Origin of the sequence: Nitratidesulfovibrio termitidis HI1 (assembly GCF_000504305.1) — a bacterium.
Taxonomy (GTDB): domain Bacteria; phylum Desulfobacterota; class Desulfovibrionia; order Desulfovibrionales; family Desulfovibrionaceae; genus Cupidesulfovibrio; species Cupidesulfovibrio termitidis.
Genome location: NZ_KI632512.1, coordinates 629140 through 651543, shown reverse-complemented (window position 1 = coordinate 651543; position 22404 = coordinate 629140). Strand labels below are relative to the sequence as shown.

Sequence of the window (22404 nt, the reverse complement as noted above, 5' to 3'; positions counted from 1 at the left end):
GGGTATCAGCCGAGCACCTTGTTCATGGCCGCCTGCATCGTGCTGAGGATGACGTCGATGTCATCCTTGGTGACCACGTAAGCCGGGGCGATGTTGATGATGTTGTTGAAGCCGGGCAGGCTGCGGTTGGTGCGGCCCACCAGCACGCCGCTCGCCGCCATTTCGCCCACCACCTGAATGACCTTGCCTTCGGGCAGGGGCTTCTTGCCCGCCTTGTCTTCCACCAGTTCGATGCCGCACAGCAGGCCCTTGCCGCGCACGTCGCCGACATTGGGCAGAACGGCCAGTTCCCGCAGGCCTGCCAGCAGGTAGTCGCCCATGGCCACCACGTTATCGAGCAGCTTTTCCTCCTCGATGATGGCCATGTTTTCCAGAGCGGCGCTGCACGAGGCGGCGCACCCGCCGTAGGTGCTGATGTCGCGGAAGTAGGCCAGCCTGTCCGCCGGGTCGTGCAGGAAGGCCTTGAAGACTTCCTCGGTGGTGGCGGTGACCGATATGGGCATGTAGGCGCTGGCCACGCCCTTGGCCATGGTCACGATGTCGGGCGTGACGCCGTAGTGCTGGTACCCGAACATGGTGCCGGTGCGGCCCATGCCGCAGACCACTTCATCCATGATCAGCAGCACGCCGTGGCGGCGACAGACCGCCGCGAGTTCGGTGTAGTACTCGGCAACCGGGGGAATGACCCCGCCGCCCGCCGTGATGGGTTCGACGATGAGGCCGCCCACGGTTTCCGGGCCTTCTTCGCGGATGATGCGGTCGACCGCCTTCACGCAGTCAAGGTCGCACCCGGGGTAGGTCTTGCCGAAGGCGCAGCGGTAACAGCAGGCGTGGGGGATTTCGACGAAGCCGGGCACAAAGGGGCCGAACCATTCCTTGCGTTCCGCCTGGCCGGTGGAGCTCAGCGCGCCAAGGGTCGTTCCGTGGTAGTCGCGGGCCCGGAAGAGGATTTTCTTCTTTGCGGTGTTGCCCGTGATGTGGGCCAGGGCGCGGACCATCTTGTAGGCCTTTTCGTTGGCCTCTGACCCGCTGTTGGAAATGTACGCCCGCGACAGTCCGGGCATGTGGGAAATCAGCTTTTCCGCGAATTCGATGTACGGAATGTTGCTGGCCGTGGCCGCGTAGTAGGGCATGGACTTCAACTGTTCGTACACGGCGCGGGCGATGCGTTCGCGGCCATAGCCCACGTTCACGCACCATACGCCGCCCGAAGTCGCGTCCAGATATTCCTTGCCGTTGATGTCCCGCAGCTTCAGCCCTTCACCTTCGACCACGATCATGGGGCCTTTGCCGGTGAATGCCTTGTGCTGGACGAGGTGATGCCACACGTGGGCCATGTCGGCCGCCGCGTATGCCGCTGGGTCTTGCTTCAGACTGGGGCTCATGTCCTGCTCCTTGAGGTTGTCAGGAAAAAAACGATGGCGCCTGTGATGCGGACCGCGGGGAGCTACCTCCGGGCGGGAATGATGCGGATATGATCCGTTATTGGGCAGTGTTCCGGGCGGTCCTCCGAAAAAATGGTCGTAATCGATCGGCGGTTGCGATCTTCTTTTTCGCTTTGTCTAGACATAGCGATGAGACTTTGCTATTTTTTTGTCAAGCGTTTTTTACGACGGGCGGGAACTCGACGTAAAATACTTCAACACCGTGCATTGTCAGGCAAAGGCAACGCGGTATCACCCTCTGAGGAGGCTTTGAAATGCCCAAGATGACTCCCAGTGAAGCAATGGCGGAAGTGCTGGTGCAGGAAGGCGTCACCCATGTCAGCGGCATTCTCGGCTCCGCTTTCATGGATCTGCTGGACCTGTTTCCGGCGGCGGGCATCGATTTCATTTCGGTGCGCCACGAGCAGACGGCGGGCCACATGGAGGACGCCTTTACAAGAATGACCGGAAGGGCAGGTGTCTGCATCGGCCAGAACGGCCCCGGCATCACCAACTACGCAACGGCGGTGGCCACGGCCAACATGGCGCACACGCCCATGGTGCTCATTTCGCCCAGCGCGGGCAGCATCTCGGTGGGTTGGGACGGCTTTCAGGAATGTGACACCTGGAACTTGTTCAAGCCGATCACGAAAGCGTCGCTTCGCGTGCCGCATCCCAAGCGGGCAGCCGACATCCTGCGCACCGCCTTCCGCATCGCCTACGCCGAACGCGGCCCGGTGCTGGTGGATATTCCGCGCGACTTCTTCTACGGCGAACTGGACGAGGACATCCTGGCCCCGTCGCAGTACCGCGTGGCCCCCGGCGGCATCGGCAATCCGGAACAGTTCCGCGAGGCGGTGGAAGTGCTGAAGGCCGCCAAGCGCCCGGTCATCGTGTCCGGTCGCGGGGTGGTGGATTCCGGCGCGCTGGAAACCGTGAAGGCCCTGGCGGAACATCTCAACGCCCCGGTGGCCTGCACCTACCTGCACAACGACGCCTTTCCCTGCGACCATCCGCTGTGGACCGGCCCCATCGGATACATGGGGTCCAAGGCGGCCATGCGCATCCTGCAGCAGGCCGACGTCATCCTGGCCGTGGGCACCCGGCTGTCCTACTTCGGCACGCTGCCGCAGTACGACATCAACTACTTCCCCAAGACCGCCAGGATCGTCCAGATCGACATCAACCCCCGCCACATCGCCAAGACCCACCCCGTGGCCGTGGGCCTGTGCGCCGACGCCAAGGACGCCGCCGTGGAACTGCTGGCCCGCGTGCGCGAAGCCATGCCGAACCCCAAGCGCGACGACGCCGTGTACGCCATGGTCAAGGCGGAACTGGAGGACTGGTACAAGGAAATCGCGGCCATCGCCGACGAACCGGTGATGGAAGGCCGCATGCATCCGCGCAAGGCGCTGGAGGTGGTGGGCCGCTTCGTTACCGAGCACAACGCCATCGCCACCACGGACATCGGCAACACCTCGTCCACGGCCAACAGCTACCTGCGCTTCCGCAACGCCAAGCGTTCGGTGGCCACGCTGACCTTCGGCAACACCGGCTTCGCCTATCAGGCGGGCCTTGGCGCGCAACTGGCCTGCCCCGAAGACGCGGTGGTGGCCATCGTGGGTGACGGGGCGTGGGGCATGAGCCTGTTCGAGGTGCCCACCGCCGTGCAGTACAACCTGCCGGTCATCGCCACCGTGTACAACAACGGGGCGTGGTGCGCGGAAAAGAAGAACCAGGTGGACTTCTACAACAACCGCTTCGTGGGCGCGGACATCTGGTCCAACTCCTATGCCAGGATCGCGGAAGCCATGGGCGCGGTGGGCTACCAGGTGAACACCCAGGCCGACCTGGCCAATGCCCTGGAAGCCGCCCGCAAGAGCCGCAAGCCCTCGGTCATCGAAATCATGACCGACGGCACCCGTCTGGCGCCGCCGTTCCGGCGCGACGCCCTGGCCCTGCCCACCCGGCACCTGCCCAAGTACGAACACCTGGACAAGCGGCACTTCCCCAAGTAGCCGCGCATTACGGCGAAACGGCATGGGCGGCGCGCCGGACGGTGCGCAGCAATGAACCCGGACAGGCCATGGCCCAAGCCCGGAACGGCGCGCCGCCAGTGCCATTCGAGATAAATCCGAAGGGTGGGCATTCCCCCTTCTTCGGTTGCAGGTCGTGTACCGGCATCCTTGCAGGGGTGCCGGTACCGTTCCTCTGGCCGGTATTGTTCCTGTGGCCGGTACCGCTTCTCTGGAAGATTGCCAGCCTTTCAAACCTGTGGGCAGGTGAACATGAAACCGTTTCTTCGCACCCGCGCGTATGACGGCCCGGTGCGGGCCGTGGTGCTGGACTGGGCAGGCACCGCCGTGGACCACGGCTGCCTGGGCCCGGCGGCTGTGTTCGTGCAGGCGTTCGCCCTGCATGGGGTGGAGGTGAGCGTGGCGGAAGCGCGCGAACCCATGGGCAGTGAAAAGCGCGAGCACGTGCGCCGCATGCTGGCCATGGAAGGCGTGGCCAGCCGCTGGCGTGCCGCGCACGGGCGCATGCCCGGTGAAGCGGAGGTAGACGCCGTCTACCGCGACGTGGAGCCGCTGATGTTGCGGACCATCGCCGCCCATGCCGCGCCGGTGCCCGGTCTTGCCGAATTCGTGGACAAGGTGCGCGGTCGGGGCATGGGCCTTGGCTCGTGCACCGGCTACACCGGCCCCATGATGGAGGTGCTGGCGCCCGAGGCGGCCCGCCAGGGTTACACCCCCGACGTGGTGGTGCATGCTTCCGAGGTGCCCGCGGGGCGGCCATATCCGTGGATGTGTTATCTGAACGCCATGCGGCTGGGGGTGCACCCCATGGAATCCATGGTCAAGATCGGCGACACGGTGGCCGACATGCACGAGGGGCGCAACGCGGGCATGTGGACCGTGGGCGTGGTGCGCACCGGCAACGACGTGGGGCTTTCAGAGGTAGACGCGGCGCGCATGGACCCGGGCAGTCTGACCGAGCGCATGGCCGTGGCTGCCGCCCGGTTGCGTCAGGCAGGCGCGCATTACGTGGTGGATTCCATCGCCGATTGCTTTTCCGTCATTGAAGCAATAGAGGAGCGCCTTGCCCGGGGCGAGGCGCCCTGCGCGGCCCCGCATGCCCCCCTGTGAGACATCGCACGATGCCTTCGGGGCTGGCCTGACGCGTGCATCCGTGATACGCGGGCAATGCTCGAAGTTGCGGGCAGCGGTTTCCTGTCCGGGAGACGGCAGCGATGAAGGAATGAAGGGCGAATCATGCCGGTGTGACGATACCGCCGCGCACGGACACGGGAAGGACATGGGCAAAGCGAAGTATCTCGTCATCTACGAATGGCTTTCCGAGCAGATACGGAACAAGGTGTACCAGCCGGGCGACAAGATCCCCAACGAGAACGACCTGGCCGCCATGTTCAACGTGCATCGCATGACGGTGCGGCAAGCCATCGACAAACTGGTCAACGACCACATGCTGGTGCGCAAGCGCAGCAAGGGGACGTTCCTGCTTTCCGAAAAGAGTCCGGTGCTTACCCGTTCGCTGGAAAGCATCACCACCTACTACGACGACATCGCCAGCGCCGGGCTGGAGCCGCACTACAAGACCATCGCCGCGGGTATAGAATTCGCCGATGCCGAGGTGGCCGCCCATCTGAATCTTGCCGTGAGCCAGCCGGTGATCTTCCTGTACCGGCTGATGCTGGCCAGCGGCGTGCCGCTGGTGCTGGAGCGTTCCATCCTGCCCACGGATCTGGTGCCGGATTTTCTGGAAAAGAAGCTGGATACCGTGCTCTACAAGGTGCTGCACGAGGATTACGGCATGCGCCTTCTGCATTCGCGGCAGGAACTGGGCGCTGTGATGCCCACGGAGAACGAGCGCAAGTATCTGAAGATCGGCGACAACTGCCCGTGCATCTGGGTGGAGAGCGTGGTCTACACCGACACGGGCCGGGCGGTGGAATTCAGCCGCGCCCTGCACAGGGGCGACAAGTACCGCTTCCGTTGCGCCATCGGCGGCTACGTGTATGACAAGGACGGTACGGCCGGGCAGGCGCCGTTGGCGGGTACTCTGGTGGACCCTTTAGGGAGGGGACGTTGACGGTGGCGGCGATGAAACCGCCGGAGTTGCCCCGCTGCCGCGACGGGGCAAGGCAGACCAGGGTGGGCAGGCGAAAGGCTGATCACGCCCGCGCAATGACAGATACGCAGAAGGCCGGATTCCCGAGGGAATCCGGCCTTGTGCGTTCGAAATGCGGGCGCGCGGGACTGCGCCGGGAGGGGCGTCGTCCCTTGCCGGTACCGGCGGATAGCGGCTGGCAGTGCGAAATCTGGCCTCAGCCTGCCACCGGGGCGGCGGCGCTGGCGCCTGCCGGGCGTGCGCGGTGCAGGCGGCGGGCCAGGTAGATGAACGGGGTGTCCAGCAGGGCCACCACGGCCTTGAACAGGTAAGTGGTCAGCATGATCTCCAGCACCACCTCGAACGGGTACACCCCGGTGAAGGCGGCCAGACAGAACACCGAGGAATCGAGCACCTGACTGACCAGGGTGCTGGCGTTGTTGCGCAGCCACAGGTGGTGGCCCCCGGTGCGCTGCATCCAGAAGTGGTAGGCCCACACGTCGTGGTATTGCGAGACAAGATAGGCCAGCAGGCTGGCCCCGGCCAGGCGCGGCAACAGGCTGAACAGGGCTTCCATGTGCGGGTGGGCGAAATCGGAAGGGGCCGGGGCATACAGCAGCGAGGCCTGCATGTAGGCCGTGCCCAGCAGCAGGGTGACGAAGCCCAGCAGCACGCCCTTGCGCGCCTCTGCCTTGCCGTGGAATTCGCCCAGCATGTCGGTGGCCAGAAACACCCCGGCGTACACGATGTTGCCGAGGGTGGTGGTCATGCCGAACAGGGTCACGGTCTTCAGCACCTGGATGTTGCACACCATCAGGTTGAGCACGATGAGGGCATGCAGCCCGGCGGCACCAAAGAGACGGTGCATGAGCACGGTGATGCCCATGTCGAACAGGGCGAAGCACAACCAGAGCAGTTCGTTCATGCGGAACTCCGGAAAGGGGAATGGGCTGCGTGCCGGGTTCGCAGAGCCGGACGGCGGACCCGCGAGGTCATATGTCGGACCCGCAAAGCCGTATGGCGGCCCCGCGAGGCCGGCCGACGGCGCGGTAGGCGACACGGGAGCAGGCAACGGGCAGTAGCGGCGGAACGGGGGGCTTACGCCACGCCACGCTCGCGGTCAAGCTGCGCCGGATGACAGGGCAGGCCACGCCGCGCGCCGGGTCTGCCGATGTACCAGCCTGTTGCGTGGGGGAATGGGCAAAGAGGGCTTGGTACCCGGTTGCGACTGCGACAGGTGCGGTCTCAGCGTTTGGGGGGCAGCAGCGACAGCCATTGCTGCGCCTCCGGCGCGGGCTCTGGCGCGTGTTCCGGGGTGTCAGGCCGGGTGTGTTCGTGCGGGGGGACGCCCGATTTGCCCGATGTGCTCGGTTCGCTTGGCTCGCCCAATTCTCCCAGTTCACCCAGTTCACCCGGTTCGCCCGATTGGTCCGGTTCACCCGGTTCTCCCTGTTCACGCGATTCGCGCGACTCTCCCGGTTGCCCCGATCGCGTCGGTGCATGGGGCGCGGTCGGCGCATCCGGCACGTCCGCGTCGGCGGATGCGGAGGCAGGCGCGGCAGATACCGGCGGTTGGCCGGATGCTTGCGGCATGTCCCACAGCGACGGCTGGCGGTTTTCCGGGGCCACGTCGGCATCCGCAGAGATGGCGGGGGGTGCCTGGTCGGGCGCAGACCCCGTCGGGGGTGACATGGGTTCCGGGGCGTACGGGGGCATGTCCCTCGTGTCGTCGGGGGGGGCAGTTCCACTGTCGCCCGGTCCGTCAGCTCCACCGGGGTATGGTTCGTCGGGTTGCGCAGGGCGGTCGAAATCGTCGGGATAGTCCCAGGGGACGTCCTGCGACGTCACGAATTCCGGCTCGTCCTCAATCTCCGGCGTCATGTCGGGGACCATGTCGGGCGTCATATCGGGCGGGGCGCCCCAGACCGTTTCCGGGCCGGTGTCCGCATCGTCCATGAACGCCGCATCATACCCCGTATCGTATCCCGCATCATATCCAACATCGTATCCCGGACCGGACTCCGGCTCGAACCACGGCGCGGAGCCGGGAGAGGGCAGGTCATGCAACAGGTCGTCCGGCTTGTCATTCACCTCGGCGTCCGAATCGTCATGTGGCTCGGCATTCACCCCGTCGGACGCCGTGTCATTCGGAATGCGGCCCGGTATGGTTTCGGGCCTGTTATCCTGAGTAGTCGGCGGAACCGGCTCGTCCGGTTCGCCCAGTGCGCCCGGTTCGCCCAGTGCGCCCGGTACGCCTGATACGTCCAGTGCGCCCGATGCGCCCGACACGCCTGGCGTGTCCGGCCCGGAAAGAGAACCGGGAGACCCCACGGCGTCCGCCACGGCGGGCTGGCCGGTGGCGTCCGGACGCGCGTCCGGGGGGACCGGTTTGGGCGGTTCGAGGACGGTGGCCACGTCCGCCATGGGACACGGAAAGTCCCAGATGGGCTCCGGGTTGCCCGCAGCGCCAGTGGCGTCGGCGCAGGCGGCGCGACACAGTTCCATGAAGGTGTCCATGTACGGAGACACCCACTTGCCCCGGTGGCGCACCATGAGCACCGCCGTTTCAAAGGGATGGTCCTCCCAGGCCAGCGTACGCAGGGTGCCCGCCCGCACAGCGTCGCGCACGGCGGCCACGGGCAGCAGGGTAATCCCCACGCCTAAGGCCACGCAGCCGCGCAGGGCCGCCGCGCTGGAAAATTCCAGTCCGGCGGCAGGATGCACCCCTTCCGCGGCCAGGGCTTCTTCGATCACCGTGCGGTAGGCGCAATCCGCCGTGGACAGTGCCAGCGTGACGCCGTGCAGGTCACGGGTGGTGACGCGTTCGCGCGTGGCCAGTGGGTGATGCGGCGCGGCCACCAGCACCAGCGGTTCCATGCCCAGGACTTCCACGTTCAGGTCGCCGCCGTGCACGCTGTCGGCCATGACGAAGGCCAGGTCGGTGATGCCCTGGCGCAGGTCCTTTTCCAGGCCGTTCAGGGTGCACGCGGTCAGGTGCAGGGCCACCTCCGGGTGGCGGCGGCGAAATGCGGCGATGACAGGCGGCAGGCGGTACGCGCACAACGATTCCGGCACGCGCACGGTCAGCTGGCCGCGCAGCCGCGATTCGCCGGTGACCCAGGCCCTGGCCTCGTCTTCCACGTCGATGAGCTTGGCCGCGTAGTGCACCAGCCGCTCGCCCGCTTCCGTCAGGGCCACGCGGCGGCCCAGCCGTTCGAACAGCCGGAGGCCCAGCTCGGTTTCCAGCGCGGCAATGTGTGCGGAGACCGTGGATTGCGCTGCGTTCAATTCTGCCGCCGCCCGGTGAAAACTGAGCAGGCGCGCTACTGCCGTAAAGGTTCTGAGATCGCGTAGCTCCATGTCCGTCCCCGTTGATCGTTCGGAAACCGCGATTGACCGCAACGGAAAATATCGCCGGATTCGATTTTGAGCAATGTACATGCAGAGCTTTAGATACCATGAATGGCGGGGTGGAATGCCCAAACGCAAGCGGGGCGCCCCTTTCGGAGCGCCCCGCCTCATTTCCCGTAATCCGGTCCGGCTATCCGGCGGCCTTGGCATCATCGCAGCCGGACATGGTGCACACCACGTTGCGGCCATTGGCTTTAGCCAGGTACAGCGCCCGGTCCGCCTCGAGCACCAGTTCCTCCACGTTGGCGAAGGCGCCAGGGCGAAAGCCCGCCACGCCGATGCTCACCGTGGCCGAAAGCTGCACCCCGTGGTGCTGCACCCGGCACTGTTCGATGCGATGGCGCAGCCGTTCGGCCAGCAGGTGGCCCTGCGCTTCATCGGTATGCGGCAGGATGACCACGAATTCTTCCCCGCCGTAGCGGGCCGCGAAGTCCGTGGTGCGGATGGAATTGCGCAGCACGTCGGCCAGTTCGCGCAGCACGGCGTCGCCCGCAAGGTGGCCGTAGGTGTCGTTGACGGCCTTGAAATGGTCCAGGTCCAGCAGCAGCAGGCTCATGGGGTGGCCGTAGCGGCGGTGCCGTTCGAATTCGGTGCGCAGCCGTTCGTCCAGGCTGCGGCGGTTGTGCAGCCGGGTCAGCGCGTCGTGGTCGGCCTGCAGCTTCACCTCGCGGTAGACCATGGCGTTCTTCAGCGCCAGGGCAAGGTGCTTCATGGCCGAATCCAGCGCCTGGGCCTGGTCCTTGCCCATGGTCTGGCTGCCGTCGGTCAGGATGGCCAGTGCCCCCAGCGCCTCGGTACCGGTTCGTAGCGGCATCAGGATCACCCGCCTGGGCACGGGGGGCTGCCCGGGGTCCACGGCGCAGCCGCTGGCGTCGAGCAGTTCGGCCATGCCGGGCACATGGGTGACGCGGTAGCCAGCCACCGGTGCGTTGCCCAGGCGCCGGGCCGACTCCAGCAGCAGATCCACCCACTGCACGTTCACCGGGCAGTCGGGCGCGGTGGCCACGAACAGCTCCGCCTCCAGCGCGCCCCCCTCTGGCACCGGGGGCCAGAAGATGCCGTGCACCGCCGTCACCGGCAGCAGCATCGAAAGATTTTCGCGCACATTGCCAAGAATTTCCGCAGGGTCCAGGCTTTCGGTGGCCCGTGTCAGAAAGGTCACCAGGAACGACAGGGTGTCGTTCTTGCGGGCCAGCATTTCGCGTTCAAGGAAAATCTCGCGCGTCATGCGCAGGATGTCGTGGTACAGGTTGCGCGTTTCCACCGCGCGGCGCAGCACGTTCAGCACGCGGGCGCGGGTGAGCGGCGGCTTGATGACATCGGTGAAGCTGCTGTCCAGCGCCCGTTCTATTTCCTCGCGCGAGTAGCCGGGTTCCAGCACGAGCACGCGCGGGACAAGGTCGAGGTGCTGCGACTTGCCTTCGCGCTGGCTGGCGATGGCAGTCCACGCTTCGGACGTGAGCCAGAACAGGCACGGGTCGTCGCGCTCCATTTCCAGGGCGGACGGCGCACGGCCCGGAGGCAGGGCGATGATGCGATAGTCGCTGCCCGCGTGGGCGGCCAGCAGCCCCGCATCGGCCTCGGAAAGGCCCATGGTCCACATGGTATGCTGCGGTGTCTTCTTCATGGTCCGGTCTCCCCCCCCAGGGGTTTGCGGCGTAGGGACAAGGTGATGTGCGCGGCCCGTGCCGGTTGCGGAAGCGGGCTGGCAGGCGTCGGAAATGCGACGCTGCACGGGAGACAGCAAGAATTGGTCCATGTTGCGCGCAATGCCGGGCTGGCGCGGACGGACCGGACTGGATCTGGTGGACGGAGAGGGGGGGCGGCAAGCTTTGCCGGGGGAGGGCGGGGCAGGCCGCGTGTCGGGGGGCGCGGCGCCGCGCGTGAAAGGCGGGGCCGGGCAATACGGGGCCGGAAAGAAGGCTGGGCGCGAAGCCCCGGAACGGTTTGACAGCCTCGACAAGTTGTGTCTTTGCTGCACCATGAGCACCAAACGCGCCTGGGGCACCCTGCACCCCTTTCTTGAAACCGGCGAGATCATGGGCCGTCCCGTGGCCAATGCGGGCTTCATGCGGGCGCTGCTGCGGGCCGACCCGTTTCCCGAGTACCATTTCTTTCTGCCGGGGCTGGACGTGGTCAAAGCCACGGAGGCCTGCCTGCGCGAGGAATTTCCGGTCATCGCCGCGCGCAACGGGTTCCGGGTGTCCACCCGCAACGATCTGGCCTGGATGCTGGCGCGCAAGCCCTATCACTGCTTTCACCTGTCGGACAGCGTCACCGACCAGCCCCATGTGGCCCGGCTGCGCAACGCGTACGCGCCGGTGCTGTTCCCGGTGACCGGGGTCACCCATTCGCTCAGTTACGCCCGTTACCCCGCCAGGTTTCTGGCCCACCTGTGGCCGGGCACCACGGCCCGCGACGCCGTGGTGGCCACCTCCACGGCCGGGCAGGCGGTGGTGCTGCGCATGTTCGAGCATCTGCGCCGCGCCTACGGGCTGGACGAGGAAACATACCCCGCACCGCATGTGGAGCGGATACCCTTGGGCGTGGACGCGGATTTCCTGAACGCGGCGTCCGGTGCCGTCCGTTCTCAGGCGGGGGCGCCGCCGGGGTCACAGGCGGGGTCGCAGCCTGGTCCGCTGCGCGGGTCGGAGTGCCAAACGGCACTGCGGGCGGACATGCGCCAGATGCTGGGCGTGGACGCAGAGCCGGTGCTGCTGGTGTTCGCGCGCATCGCCCATTATTCCAAGATGGACCTGCTGCCCCTGCTGCGCGCCCTGCAGCGCGCCGAAGGCCTGGGGCTGGCCCGTGGCGGCTTTCTGCTGGTGGTGGCCGGGTTCGTGAAATCCGGTGACGACACCCCGGCCCGCATCACCGGCCTGGCCGAGCGGCTGGGCATCCGCATCCGCGTGATGCCTTCGCCATCCGACACGGAAAGGGCCGCGCTGTTCGCGGCGGCGGACGTGTTCGTTTCTCCCGTGGACAACATGCAGGAAACCTTCGGCCTGACCCTGGTGGAAGCCGGGGCCGCAGGGCTGCCCGCCGTGGTGTCCGACTACGACGGCTACCGGGACATCGTCGTGCACGGTGAAACCGGGTTCACCGTGCCCACCCTGGCCCCGGTGGCCACGCCCGACGTGGACATGCTGGCGCCGGTGTTCTTCGACAGCCAGTACCACTTGTTGCTGGCCCAGCAGACCGTGGTGGAGGTGCCCGCCCTGGCCGATGCCCTGGCCCGGCTGGCCACCGACGCCGCATTGCGCGCCCGCATGGGGGCTGCCGCGCGGGCACGGGTGCTGGCGGAATTCACCTGGGACGGCGTGGTCGCCCGCTGGCTGGACCTGTGGGAGGCGTTGTGGCGGCAGCCCGCGCCATTCCAGGGGGGCGGGCACGGAGCAGGCCGGGCGTTGGGCGTCAGCGCCGGGGACGATGCAGGCCCGTCCGCCGATTCGGTTGCGGGCCCGAGAGCGGAGCATGACGCAGGGCCGAAGGGCGGGGAAGACGCGGACTCTGACGCCCTGCGCGAATTGCGCGAGGCCGCGCATCCGCTGCACATGCCGTATGCGGACGTGTTCGGCGCGTACCCCACGGCGCAGCTTGACCGCGACATGGTGCTCGGCTGGACCCGCGCGGGCGAGGCGGTATACCGCAAGCAGGAATTTCCCGTGTTCTACACCGGGGTGGAACGGCTGGTGCCCCCCCGCCTGTTGCAGCGGCTGCTGTTCGCCGCGCGGCGGTCCGCGCCTGTCGGCCAATTGCTGGACATGCTGGTGGGAGAAGGCATGGCGCGCGAGGCGGCCAGCTTCCTGATGCTGTGGGCGCTGAAGCAGGATCTGCTGGAGCGGGCCCGGCCAGCTTCGGGCTCGGCGAAAGCCGCTGACCACCTGGCGCAGACCCCATCTGGCGAAATTCCGGCAGCGGGCATGACCCATGACGGCGGGGAGGGCGCATGACCACCACGCTTCCGGCAGCGCTGCATTTCCATACCCTGCTTTCCCACCGTGGCGGAGCCACGCGGGTGGCGCACATGCTGGCGCGCGGGCTTGCCCGGCGCGGCGTGGTGGTGCACCGGACCTGTGAGATCCTGGATGGCGACATTTCCGATGTTGACGCCCCCAAAGAGGGCACTGGCGAAGGTGCCGCCGAAGGATATGCCGAAGGTGGGGCCGTGCATGGCGTGGTGCCCGCCGCCGGGGTGGGCGGTTGCCTGATGCCCGGCATGCCCCTGCACCTGCACGCCACGCTGGACTGGACGGCCTGTCTCGGTTCCATCGTCGAGCCGGGGCAATCGAGTCAATCGAGTCAATCGGGCCAGTCGAGTCAATCGGGCCAGCCGGAGCCGTCGGGCATTTCCGGCGGGGGGGATCGGCCCCCATCGCCGTCGCTACCCGTATCCCCCGTTCTTCCCGTTCCCCCCGTCCCGCTGGTCATCACCGTGCACGACTGTTCGCTGCTCACCGGCGGCTGCGTGTATCCCATCGACTGCGAGGGCTGGCGCACCGGTTGTCCCGAAACGTGCCCGCGCGGCTATCCCGCCGCCGCCCCGTTGCAGGACCGGCGGGCCAGCGCGTTGCGCGCCGCAGGGCCGCTGCTGGTCAGCCCCTCGGGCTGGCTGGCCCGCATGGTGCGGGCGCGTTTTCCCGAGTTGCCGTGCAGCGTGGTGCCCAATGGCGTGGACGCGGCGGGCGGCCCCCCGCAGGCAGAGGCCCGCGCCGCGCTGGGCATAGCGCCTGATGCGAGGGTGGTCATTTTCGTGGCGCACGGGGGCGAGCAGGCCATGCTGAAGGGCGGACATCGCTGGATGGCCCTGTGGAGCGAGGTGAAGCGCGCCGTGCCCGCCGCAGTGGGGCTGATGGTGGGCGGCGATGCCGCCGGGCGCGACGGCGACCTGCTGCGCTGGCCCTACGTGGACCGCGCCATGCTGGACACCCTGCTGGCCGCGTCGGACGTGTTCGTGTACCCCACGCTGGCCGACAACCACGCCCTGGTGGTGCTGGAAGCCATGGCCGCCGGGGTGCCGGTGTGTTCGTTCCGCGTGGGCGGGCTGCCGGAGCAGGTGGAGGACGGCGTCAGCGGCGCCCTGGCCGAAGAAGGCGACTGGGGCGGCCTGGCTGTTTCGGTGGCGGGCCTGCTGGAGCGCCCCCGGCTGGCCCGCACGCTGGGCAGGGCGGGCCAGGACGCGTGGCGGGCACGGTTTACCGTGGACCGGATGGTGGAAGACTACCTGAAGGTCTACGCCCGGCTGTAGCCGGGGCTCTTCACATCCGCATTCCTGGGGGCGGCGGCCTGTTCCGGGGCAGCGTCGGCGCACGGCGGCTCGCCGGGCCCGGTGTGGCTGGCCGTGGTGTGCCCGGATGCGGGATGGCCGGATGCGATGTGGCCAGATGCGGGATGGCCCGATGCGGGATGGCCGCACGCCTTGTGTCCCCGTTCCCGTTCGGCGTGCAGGGCTGCCAGTTCGCGCAGCGATTCGATGGCCAGCCGCGCCGTGCCCCGGTCCCAGAGCATCCAGATGTGGCTCACGGCGGGCGAGGCGCGCAGGGTCCAGCCGGGCGTGGTCACGTGCAGTCCTTCCTGCGGCACCACCATGTTGTCGATGGGCGAATACAGGGCCACGCACGGGACGTCGGACGGGGCCTCGGTGGCTTCCAGTTCGCGGATCAGCGCCCCTCTGTAAGTCAGGCTGCGGGCCAGGCGGCCCGCGCCCAGCCGGGCCAGGGTGCTGCCCTGGTGCGGGGTGCCCAGGGTCACGGCCCCGGCCACCAGTTGCTGGTTGGCCGCATCGGCCAGCCAGCCCCGGATCAGCAATCCACCCAGGCTGTGCCCCATGAGCAGGGGGCGTTCGCCGGGATGCGCGGCCACCAGGTCGCGCACCGACTCGTCCAGTTCGTCCACCAACAGCCCGAACCCGGTGTGCCAGCTGGAATAACCATGGCAGTACACCCGCGTGAACCCGGCCGCCATCAGCCAGCGGCGGTACAGGGTCCAGGCCGTGACGTTGTGGTACAGGCCGTGGATGAGCAGGACTGGCGGCAGAACTGGCGGTACATTGGGCGACACATTGGACGGCACATTGGACGGCACATTGGACGGCGCGTCAGGTGGGCCGTCGGGGCGTGGAGCCGGGGCAGAGGCGCGCCCGGCGCAGGGTGCTTCGCCGTGGTGTCGGTCACCGGCCCCGGTCCGGCACGGAAAGGGGCAGGGGCGGCAGCGCCGCCGGAACCATGGCCCGAACGGGTAGAAGGCCAGGGCCATCACGACCCCGGCCACGCTGTAGAACACGCCCCGCACCACCAGCGTGGGAGGGGGCGTGGGCGTGGCGTCGCGGCGCGCGGCGCGGAAGAACAGCAGGTAGCTGATCGTGGCGATGAACAGGGCGATGCACAACGGCACCAGCAGCAGGGACATGCACAGGCCTCGTCGGGAGGAATGCGGCGCGGGGAGGGCATGGGCCCGCCGCCGCGCCGGTTGTCTTGACGTGACCAGAGTAGACAATTACTGTTCGGGGGACAAGCATGACCGGCCATTGCCCGGCACCGCCCGTCACGCCCCCTCTTGCCGATGCTTCATCGGGCAGGCATGGGGCCGGGTCGGGCGTTCTGCATACGGCCTTCATGCACATCGGTGCGTCTGGTCCCGGTCTTTCCGGAACGTCCGGCCCCACGGTTCCAGTGCGTCTGGCCCATGTTCACCGGAACGTCCGGCCAGGCTGGCCGTGCCGCCTGCGGCCCCATCAGGCGTGCCGCGGTGCAATTCCAACCCGAGTTTCCGCGGCGCATTCTCCGGCCCTGTCCGCCCTGCGCCGCCCACCCCTGCCGACACGCCATCCGTCACGAGGTTCTTTCGCCCCATGTCGATGTGTTTTCTTTCGCGTAGCCGCATTGCGGCCCTTTGCGCCGCCGTCCGCATGCGTTTCCTGCCCGCGTTCGCGCTGGCCGTGTCCTGTGTCCTGGCCCTTGCTATCGGCATGGCCCTGGCGCTGCCCCCGGCAGCCCTGGCCTCTGACGATAGCGCCGACAAGTCCAGTGAAAAGGGCAACCTGCCCGAACCGGTAGAGGGCGCCGTCACCATGCTGCTCGGCGCCGTGGGCGACCGCAACGCCACGCCCGGCAAGGGGCTGAACCTTGCGGCCCTGAACACCCTGCTCGATTTCGCCATGCAGCCCGCCGCCGCCACGGAAAAGGCCCTGCCCGCCAAGCGCGACCCCGGCTACGGCATCTTCTATCGCAGCCAGATCAATGCCCCGCTGGAAAAGCTGCTGCGCTACTGCTACGACCCGGCCATTCCGCAGGAAGCGGTATTTCCCGCGTCCATCCGCAGCAGCCGCTGGCAGCCGGGCAGCGACATCATGAAAAGCGGCCTGCGCCTGTGGGAACGCGCCGCCGACCAGGGGCTGGCCGACGCGCCGCTGGTGCTGCACGGCGCCGAGCGCGAGGAAATCACCCCCGATACCTTCAGCGGGTGCTACTATGCCTACACCCTGAACCGCCTGCTGGTGCTCACGCGGCACGAGGGCAGGGCGGTGCTGATTTCCGTGTCGCGTCAGGCCGAACCTTCCACCGTGGGCCGCAAGGGCGCCATCGTGGGCAAGGACACCGACTGGGAATACGTCTATTCCGGCGTGCCCGGCGCCACCACGCGCGGCATCAGCTGGATGGACACCTACATGTACGATTCCGCCACCATCACCGTGTTCTTCGAGGAGCAGCCCGGCGCCAAGGCTACCGGCTATGCCCTGTTCAAGTGGGTGAAGGCCGGGTGGGCCAACCTGAATGTGGTGCAGCGCAAGCACATCCGTTCCGGGGCGGAACGGTTTCTGTCCGGGTTCCGGCAGGTGCTGGAATCGGACCGGCTGCCCCCCGCCGAAACCATTGCCGCGCGTACCGGCGAGTTCGACAGCATGAACGAGGACGCCCTGCGTACGGCGCTGGCCGACTACAGCGTGCGGCTGGCCGTGGTGGCCAAGGAAGATTCCATCCTCTCGCGCGACGACTTCTGGAAGATCATCAAGGACGGCGCGTATGCCACCCACCTCAGCCGCGAGGAACTGGTCAGCGCATTGCTCAAGAACTACATGAAGGAACGGCTGGGCAAGCCCGCGCTGGGTTCGTAGCCCGGTCCGTTTCACCGACGCCATCAACGCCATCGGGGCAACGGCAACGCGCGGCGCTACGTCGCGCGTTGCCTCGTTTCCGGCGAACGGCTATAGTGCGCCAGCGTGCGGCGCGGCCAGGGCATTCATTTCGCGCGCACCGTTTTCGTACCGCAACAGCAGGAACCGCATGTCCTCAGCCCGCGATGTTTCTTCCTCCCTTTCGGCGTGCGCCGGTGCTGCTGCCGAACCGGACGATTTTGGCCCGGACAATTTCAGCCCAGACGATTTCGGCCCAGGCGTGTCCGGCCCAGACGTGTCCGGGTCTGCCGTCGCTCGACCCGGCACGGTTCAGCCTGACACTGCCGGACCTGATCTTGCCGAACTGCTGGCCTCCACGCCCGGCGTCACCCCTGTTGACGACGCCGCCTTTGCCGCCGCCTACGAGGCCACCGGCGATGTGGACCGCGCCCGCCTGAAGACCTGCATCGCCCGCCTGCACGTGCTGCACGGGGCCGCAGGGGGGGCTGGCGCGGGCGACGTGCGCGAGACTCGCACCGCCACGCGCTGGCGGCAGGGATTCACCAGCCTGGAGCACACCGCCCCCTGTGCCTGGGCGCTGGTTTGCGTGGATGCGGCGTGGGCATCGGCCCCGCGCCTGCTGGCCGCCATGCTGCCCGCGCTGTTCGCCGGAGTGGGCAACGTGGCCGTGTTGCGGGTGGGCGGCTCCGCCCCGTGGCCTGCTCCGATGCTGGCTGCACTGGAGCTGGCAGGGCAGGAGGTGGTGGCCGACCTGACCGCCGATGCGCTGCCCGCGTTACTGGAGGCGTTGGCCGCCAGCGGCTGGGCCGCTGGGAGAGATGGGGCAGGTGGGCGTCTGGTGTTGCTGGGCGAGCATCCGGATGGAATTTCTGCTCGTGCCCGTTCGCTCGGCGTGTCCGTGTGGCGCGATGGCCCCGCACCGGTCATCGGCATTGTCGAGGATGTTGATGCAATCGCTCCTGACGATCGGTTGGATGTGCCCGCCCTGCGTGCCGCTCACCCCGACGCCACGTTTCTCGACATCCCCGCCGCATCGTCCGGCGCCATTGCCTCCGGCTTCGCTCCCCTCAGCACCTTGCCCTCCTTGCTCCCCCTGACCGCAGTCGCCTGCGCTCCGGACCAGGCCTCAGGCTGGCTGGACCATGTCGATCTGGTGCTGGGCCCCGGCCATGAATGGTGCTGGATGCACCCCGGCCTTTCCCCGGCCTGGTTCGCACGGCGCGCCGTGGCCCTGCTGTCCGCTTCCGTCTCGCCCGGTTCTTCGGGTACGCCCTGACCGCCTCGCGCGGCAACTGCACTTTCGCCTGTCCCGTTCTCCGGTTCCTTCATTCCCTCGTACGCCAATCTCCGGAGTTCTCCATGTCCCACGCAGCCCCCGGCGGCAAACGCCCCCATCCCCGCGAAAAGGCGGCACCGCTGCGCAACATCGGCATCATCGCGCACATCGACGCGGGCAAGACCACCCTCACCGAGCGCATCCTGTACTATACCGACCGCATCCATCGGATGGGCGAGGTGCATGACGGCACCGCCACCATGGACTTCATGCCCGAGGAGCAGGAACGCGGCATCACCATCGCCTCGGCCTGCACCACCTGCGCGTGGGACGGCCACACCGTGAACATCATCGACACTCCCGGCCATGTGGACTTCACCATTGAGGTGGAACGGTCTCTGCGCGTGCTGGATGGCGCGGTGGGCGTGTTCTGCGCGGTGGGCGGGGTGGAGCCGCAGTCGGAGACAGTGTGGCGGCAGTCCGAGAAGTTCGGCGTGCCCAAGCTGGCCTTCGTGAACAAGATGGACCGCGCCGGGGCGGACTTTGGCGCGGTGCTGGAGGCCATGCGCACCAGGCTGGGGGCGGTGGTGGTGCCGGTGATGGCCCCGGTGGGCGAGGGCGAGGACTTCGAGGGCCTGCTGGACCTGGTGACCATGGAATATCTTTCCTTCGACCAGTCCACGCAAGGGCGCGAGTACACCCGCACCCCCATGGCGGATGCCGCATCGCTGCCGGATGCCCCCGCCCCGGAGTTGCTGGGCGCTGCCGCCGCATGGCGTGACAGGATGCTGGAAACCCTGGCCGAGGCAGACGACACTTTCATCGACGTGTATCTGGGCGGCGGCGAGATGGACCCGCAGGACATCCGTGCCGCGCTGCGCCGGGCCACCCTGGCCCGCCGGGCGGTGCCGGTGTTCGCTGGGTCCGCCCTGCGCAACACCGGCGTGCAGCCCGTGCTGGACGGGGTGTGCGCGTACCTGCCGGGTCCGGACGAGACCGCCCCGGTGCTGGGCTACGACACGGCGCAGGGCCGCAAGGTGTCCGTGCCGTTCGACCCGGATGCGCCGCTGTCCGCGCTGGTGTTCAAGGTGGTCATGGAGGGCAGCCGCAAGTACGCCCTGCTGCGCCTGTACGCGGGGGCGGCGTCCGAAGGGGATGCCTGCCGCAACGTCACCCGCGAGAAGGACGAGCGCTTCTCCAAGTTGTACCGGCTGCATGCCGGGCGGCGCGAGCAGATCGAAACCGCCGTGGCGGGCGACATCGTGGCCGCGGTGGGGCTGCGGTCGGTGCGTACCGGCGACACCCTGTCCGACCCGGCCCGGCCGCTGCTGCTGGAAAACATCGCCGCGTACCGCCCGGTGATCTCGCTGGCGCTGGAGCCGCGCAACACCGAGGAAGGCGCCAAGCTGGACGAGGTGCTGGAACGCGTCACCCTGGAAGACCCCACCCTGGCCGTGGAACTGGACGAGGGCACCGGCCAGCGCATCGTTTCCGGCATGGGCGAACTGCACCTTGAAGTGGTGCTTGAACGCATGCGCCGGGAGTACGGCGTGTCGCCCCGCGTGGGCAACCCGCAGGTGGTGCATCAGGAAACCATTCTTTCCGCCGCCACGGGCAGCGGAGAATTCGACCGGGAACTGGGCGACCAGCCGCACTACGGCCATGTGGCCCTGTCCGTGGCGCCCCGCCCGCGCGACGAAGGCACCCGCATCCGCTTCGAGGTGGATACCCAGCAGTGGCCCCGCCAGTGGGTGGACGCCGTGGAGCAGGGCATCACCGACAGCCTGCAGAGCGGTGTGGTCAAGGGCTATCCCGTGCAGGACGTGGAGATTGCCGTCACCGAACTGCGCCGCCGCGACGGGGCGTCCAGCCCGGCGGGCTACCACATGGCCGCCGTGGCCGCCGTCAAGGACGCCCTGGCCAAGGCCGATCCGGTGCTGTTGGAGCCCATCATGTTCGTGGAAATCGGCGTGCCCGAGGCACACGTAGGGTCGGCCATCGGCCTGTTGGGCGCGCGGGGCGGCAAGGTGGAGAACATGTTCGATCATTCCGGCCAGAAGGTGGTGCAGGCCCTGGCCCCGCTGCGCGAGCTGTTCGGTTTCTCCACGGCCCTGCGTTCGGCCACCCAGGGCCGGGCCGGGCTGGTGATGCGCTTCGAGCGCTTCGACAGGATGGAATGATGCGTTGTGCATGCACCAAGATGGCACGCCTGACGGCCTGCCCGCCAAGGATTGACGATGGAATGGTGGGGTAGGCTGCGGCGCTTCGTGCGCTTTCAGTATCTGCGGCTGATGCGTCAGTCCGCGTCGTCCCATTCGCTGGCCATGGGACTGGCCGTGGGGGTGTTCGTGGGCTTTCTGCCCATCATCCCGTTCCAGACGGTGGTCTCGCTGGCGCTGGCCTTCGTGCTGCGGGGCAACCCCGTGGGCGCGGCCATCGGCACGTTCGTGTCCAACCCGCTCAACGTCATTCCCTTCTACGCCATGCTGTACTGTGTGGGCGGGTTGCTCTGGCACACCACGGTGGCCTTCGATCCGGCCAACCTGGACATGACCCGCATGCTGGAACTGGGGCGGGATTTCTTTCTGGTGATGTGCCTGGGCGGGGTGGTGCTGGGCATTCCCGCCGCCTTCGTCACCTACGTGCTGACCTTTCGCGGGGTGAACGCCTACCGCCAGCGCAGGACCATCAAACTGCTGCGCGCCTGGCAGGCCCGGCGCGATGCCCGGCTTGGCCAGCCCGTACAGTCCGAACAGGATGCACCGCCTGCTTCGACGGCTTCGCCTGTTTCGACGGCTTCGCCTGCTTCGCCTGCTTCGATTGTCCGGCCTGCTCCGACTGACCAGGCTGGCCCGTCATCCCCGTCCGACCACCCCTCTCACACAACTACCGTGAACGCCGACACAACCGGCCACCACGATGGAGACCGTTCATGACCCCGCGCGGCAAGCAATCCGGCAAACCCGGCCATTCCCGGCCACGCCAGGACCGCCGTGGTGGCGGTGGGTCCGATCCGGCTCCCGGGCGTTCGGGCCGGGGGCGCAACCGGTTCGACGGTCCGTCGTCGGAACCGGACGGCATGGGCATGGATATGCCCGTTGCTTCCGCCCCTGCCGGAACCAGCGCGGACGACACCATGCCGTCGCCCGACGGGGCAGGGGGCCCGCGCGCCAAGAAGAGCCTGGGGCAGAACTTCCTGCGCGACCGCAACATAGCCGCCAAGATCGTGGCGGCCCTGCGCATCGGACCGGAGGACAGGGTCATCGAGATCGGTCCCGGCCCCGGCGCGCTGACCCGGCACATCCACGCCGCCGGTCCCGCCCAGCTGTTCCTGCTGGAAAAGGACTACCACTGGGCCAGCGAACATGGCCGCACCCGCCCGGCGGAACCGCCGGTGATCACCCCGGTGCTCACCGACGCGCTGCTGTTCCCGTGGGAAAGGTTGACCCCGGCCCGCTCGTGGAAGGTCATCGGCAATCTGCCCTACAACGTGGCCTCGCCGCTGATGTGGGACATCCTGAGCACGGCCCCCGGCCTTGCGCGGGCGGTGTTCATGATCCAGAAGGAAGTGGGCGAACGCATCGTGGCCGCGCCGGGCAGCGGGGCGTATGGCGCGCTTTCGGTATGGCTGCAGAGCTTCGTCACGCCGCGTCTGGAGTTCATCGTGCCGCCGCAGGTGTTCGTGCCGCGCCCCAAGGTGGATTCCGCCGTGCTGTCCTTCGTGCCGCTGGGCGCGGCGCGGGGCCGGTTCGACCCGGCGCGTCTTTCGCGCCTGCTGAAGGTGTGTTTTCAACAACGCCGCAAGCAGTTGCAAAGAATTCTGCGTAGTTATGTGCAGGATGACGTGCCCGCACTGCTGACGGGGCTGGGGCTGGACCCGGCGGTGCGGCCGGAAAGCCTGGCTCCAGAAGATTTTCACATGCTCTCGGAATCCGTCAAAATCCCCTGACAGCCTTGACTTTGTGCCGGGAATCATGTTTGTCGATGCGGAGTGTACCGTTGTTCCGTTGCGTGCCGGGTGCGCCTCTGGT

General features: G+C 67.7%; 15 protein-coding genes. 10 read left to right on the top strand and 5 right to left on the bottom strand.

The features are described from left to right. Positions 1 to 5 precede the first annotated feature (5 nt). A complete protein-coding gene (locus DESTE_RS02875; RefSeq protein ID WP_035064790.1) occupies positions 6 to 1385 on the bottom strand; it encodes an aminotransferase in 1380 nt (459 codons plus the stop codon). A 314-nt stretch (positions 1386 to 1699) separates the two neighbouring features. Between DESTE_RS02875 and xsc the strand changes: the two genes are divergently transcribed. From xsc to DESTE_RS02860, 3 genes are all read left to right on the top strand, one after another. Then, the gene (gene xsc / locus DESTE_RS02870; protein WP_035064789.1) at positions 1700 to 3442 is read left to right on the top strand and encodes a sulfoacetaldehyde acetyltransferase; all 1743 of its coding nucleotides are present in this window, start codon (positions 1700 to 1702) and stop codon (positions 3440 to 3442) included. A gap of 270 nt (positions 3443 to 3712) precedes the next feature. Beyond that, complete coding sequence (gene phnX / locus DESTE_RS02865) at positions 3713 to 4570, top strand: phosphonoacetaldehyde hydrolase (RefSeq protein ID WP_051384272.1); 858 nt, start codon at positions 3713 to 3715, stop codon at positions 4568 to 4570. Between the two features lie 169 nt (positions 4571 to 4739). Beyond that, complete coding sequence (locus tag DESTE_RS02860) at positions 4740 to 5534, top strand: GntR family transcriptional regulator (protein ID WP_245590707.1); 795 nt, start codon at positions 4740 to 4742, stop codon at positions 5532 to 5534. 235 nt (positions 5535 to 5769) lie between these two features. Here DESTE_RS02860 and DESTE_RS02855 read toward each other — a convergent pair whose 3' ends face one another. The 3 genes from DESTE_RS02855 to DESTE_RS02845 all read right to left on the bottom strand — a co-directional run bounded on the left by DESTE_RS02855 (position 5770) and on the right by DESTE_RS02845 (position 10590). After that, complete coding sequence (locus DESTE_RS02855) at positions 5770 to 6477, bottom strand: queuosine precursor transporter (RefSeq protein WP_035064784.1); 708 nt, start codon at positions 6475 to 6477, stop codon at positions 5770 to 5772. Between the two features lie 320 nt (positions 6478 to 6797). Further along, the gene (locus DESTE_RS18305) at positions 6798 to 8912 is read right to left on the bottom strand and encodes a LysR family transcriptional regulator (protein ID WP_245590706.1); all 2115 of its coding nucleotides are present in this window, start codon (positions 8910 to 8912) and stop codon (positions 6798 to 6800) included. Positions 8913 to 9093: 181 nt separating this feature from the next. Then, positions 9094 to 10590 carry a GGDEF domain-containing protein gene (locus tag DESTE_RS02845; protein WP_035064781.1) on the bottom strand — a complete coding sequence of 499 codons (1497 nt, stop codon included), beginning with the start codon at positions 10588 to 10590 and terminating at the stop codon, positions 9094 to 9096. 355 nt (positions 10591 to 10945) lie between these two features. Between DESTE_RS02845 and DESTE_RS02840 the strand changes: the two genes are divergently transcribed. Both DESTE_RS02840 and DESTE_RS02835 read left to right on the top strand, forming a co-directional pair. Beyond that, a complete protein-coding gene (locus DESTE_RS02840) occupies positions 10946 to 12916 on the top strand; it encodes a glycosyltransferase family 4 protein (RefSeq protein ID WP_198015307.1) in 1971 nt (656 codons plus the stop codon). Beyond that, positions 12913 to 14211 (top strand): glycosyltransferase, encoded by a 1299-nt coding sequence (locus tag DESTE_RS02835; RefSeq protein ID WP_035064779.1) that lies wholly within the window; start codon positions 12913 to 12915, stop codon positions 14209 to 14211. Before DESTE_RS02840 ends, DESTE_RS02835 begins: the two co-directional genes overlap by 4 nt. On the opposite strand, the gene DESTE_RS02830 is transcribed toward DESTE_RS02835, so the two are convergent. Continuing rightward, complete coding sequence (locus tag DESTE_RS02830) at positions 14196 to 15371, bottom strand: esterase/lipase family protein (protein ID WP_035064776.1); 1176 nt, start codon at positions 15369 to 15371, stop codon at positions 14196 to 14198. The two genes, DESTE_RS02835 and DESTE_RS02830, sit on opposite strands and share 16 nt — an antisense overlap. Before the next feature lie 499 nt (positions 15372 to 15870). Here DESTE_RS02830 and DESTE_RS02825 point away from each other — a divergent pair, with 499 nt between their 5' ends. The 5 genes from DESTE_RS02825 to rsmA all read left to right on the top strand — a co-directional run bounded on the left by DESTE_RS02825 (position 15871) and on the right by rsmA (position 22322). Further along, positions 15871 to 17076, top strand: a complete 1206-nt coding sequence (locus DESTE_RS02825) for a hypothetical protein (RefSeq protein WP_245590705.1) — start codon at positions 15871 to 15873, stop codon at positions 17074 to 17076. Positions 17077 to 17245: 169 nt separating this feature from the next. Then, on the top strand, positions 17246 to 18373 hold the full coding sequence (locus DESTE_RS02820; protein ID WP_035064770.1) for a hypothetical protein: 1128 nt from the start codon (positions 17246 to 17248) through the stop codon (positions 18371 to 18373). 83 nt (positions 18374 to 18456) lie between these two features. Further along, positions 18457 to 20553 carry an elongation factor G gene (fusA, locus tag DESTE_RS02815; RefSeq protein WP_035064768.1) on the top strand — a complete coding sequence of 699 codons (2097 nt, stop codon included), beginning with the start codon at positions 18457 to 18459 and terminating at the stop codon, positions 20551 to 20553. 57 nt (positions 20554 to 20610) lie between these two features. Continuing rightward, positions 20611 to 21309 carry a DUF2062 domain-containing protein gene (locus DESTE_RS02810; RefSeq protein WP_035064765.1) on the top strand — a complete coding sequence of 233 codons (699 nt, stop codon included), beginning with the start codon at positions 20611 to 20613 and terminating at the stop codon, positions 21307 to 21309. Between the two features lie 200 nt (positions 21310 to 21509). Continuing rightward, positions 21510 to 22322, top strand: coding sequence for a 16S rRNA (adenine(1518)-N(6)/adenine(1519)-N(6))-dimethyltransferase RsmA (rsmA, locus tag DESTE_RS02805; RefSeq protein ID WP_035069503.1), 813 nt, complete (start codon positions 21510 to 21512; stop codon positions 22320 to 22322). Positions 22323 to 22404: the final 82 nt, after the last annotated feature.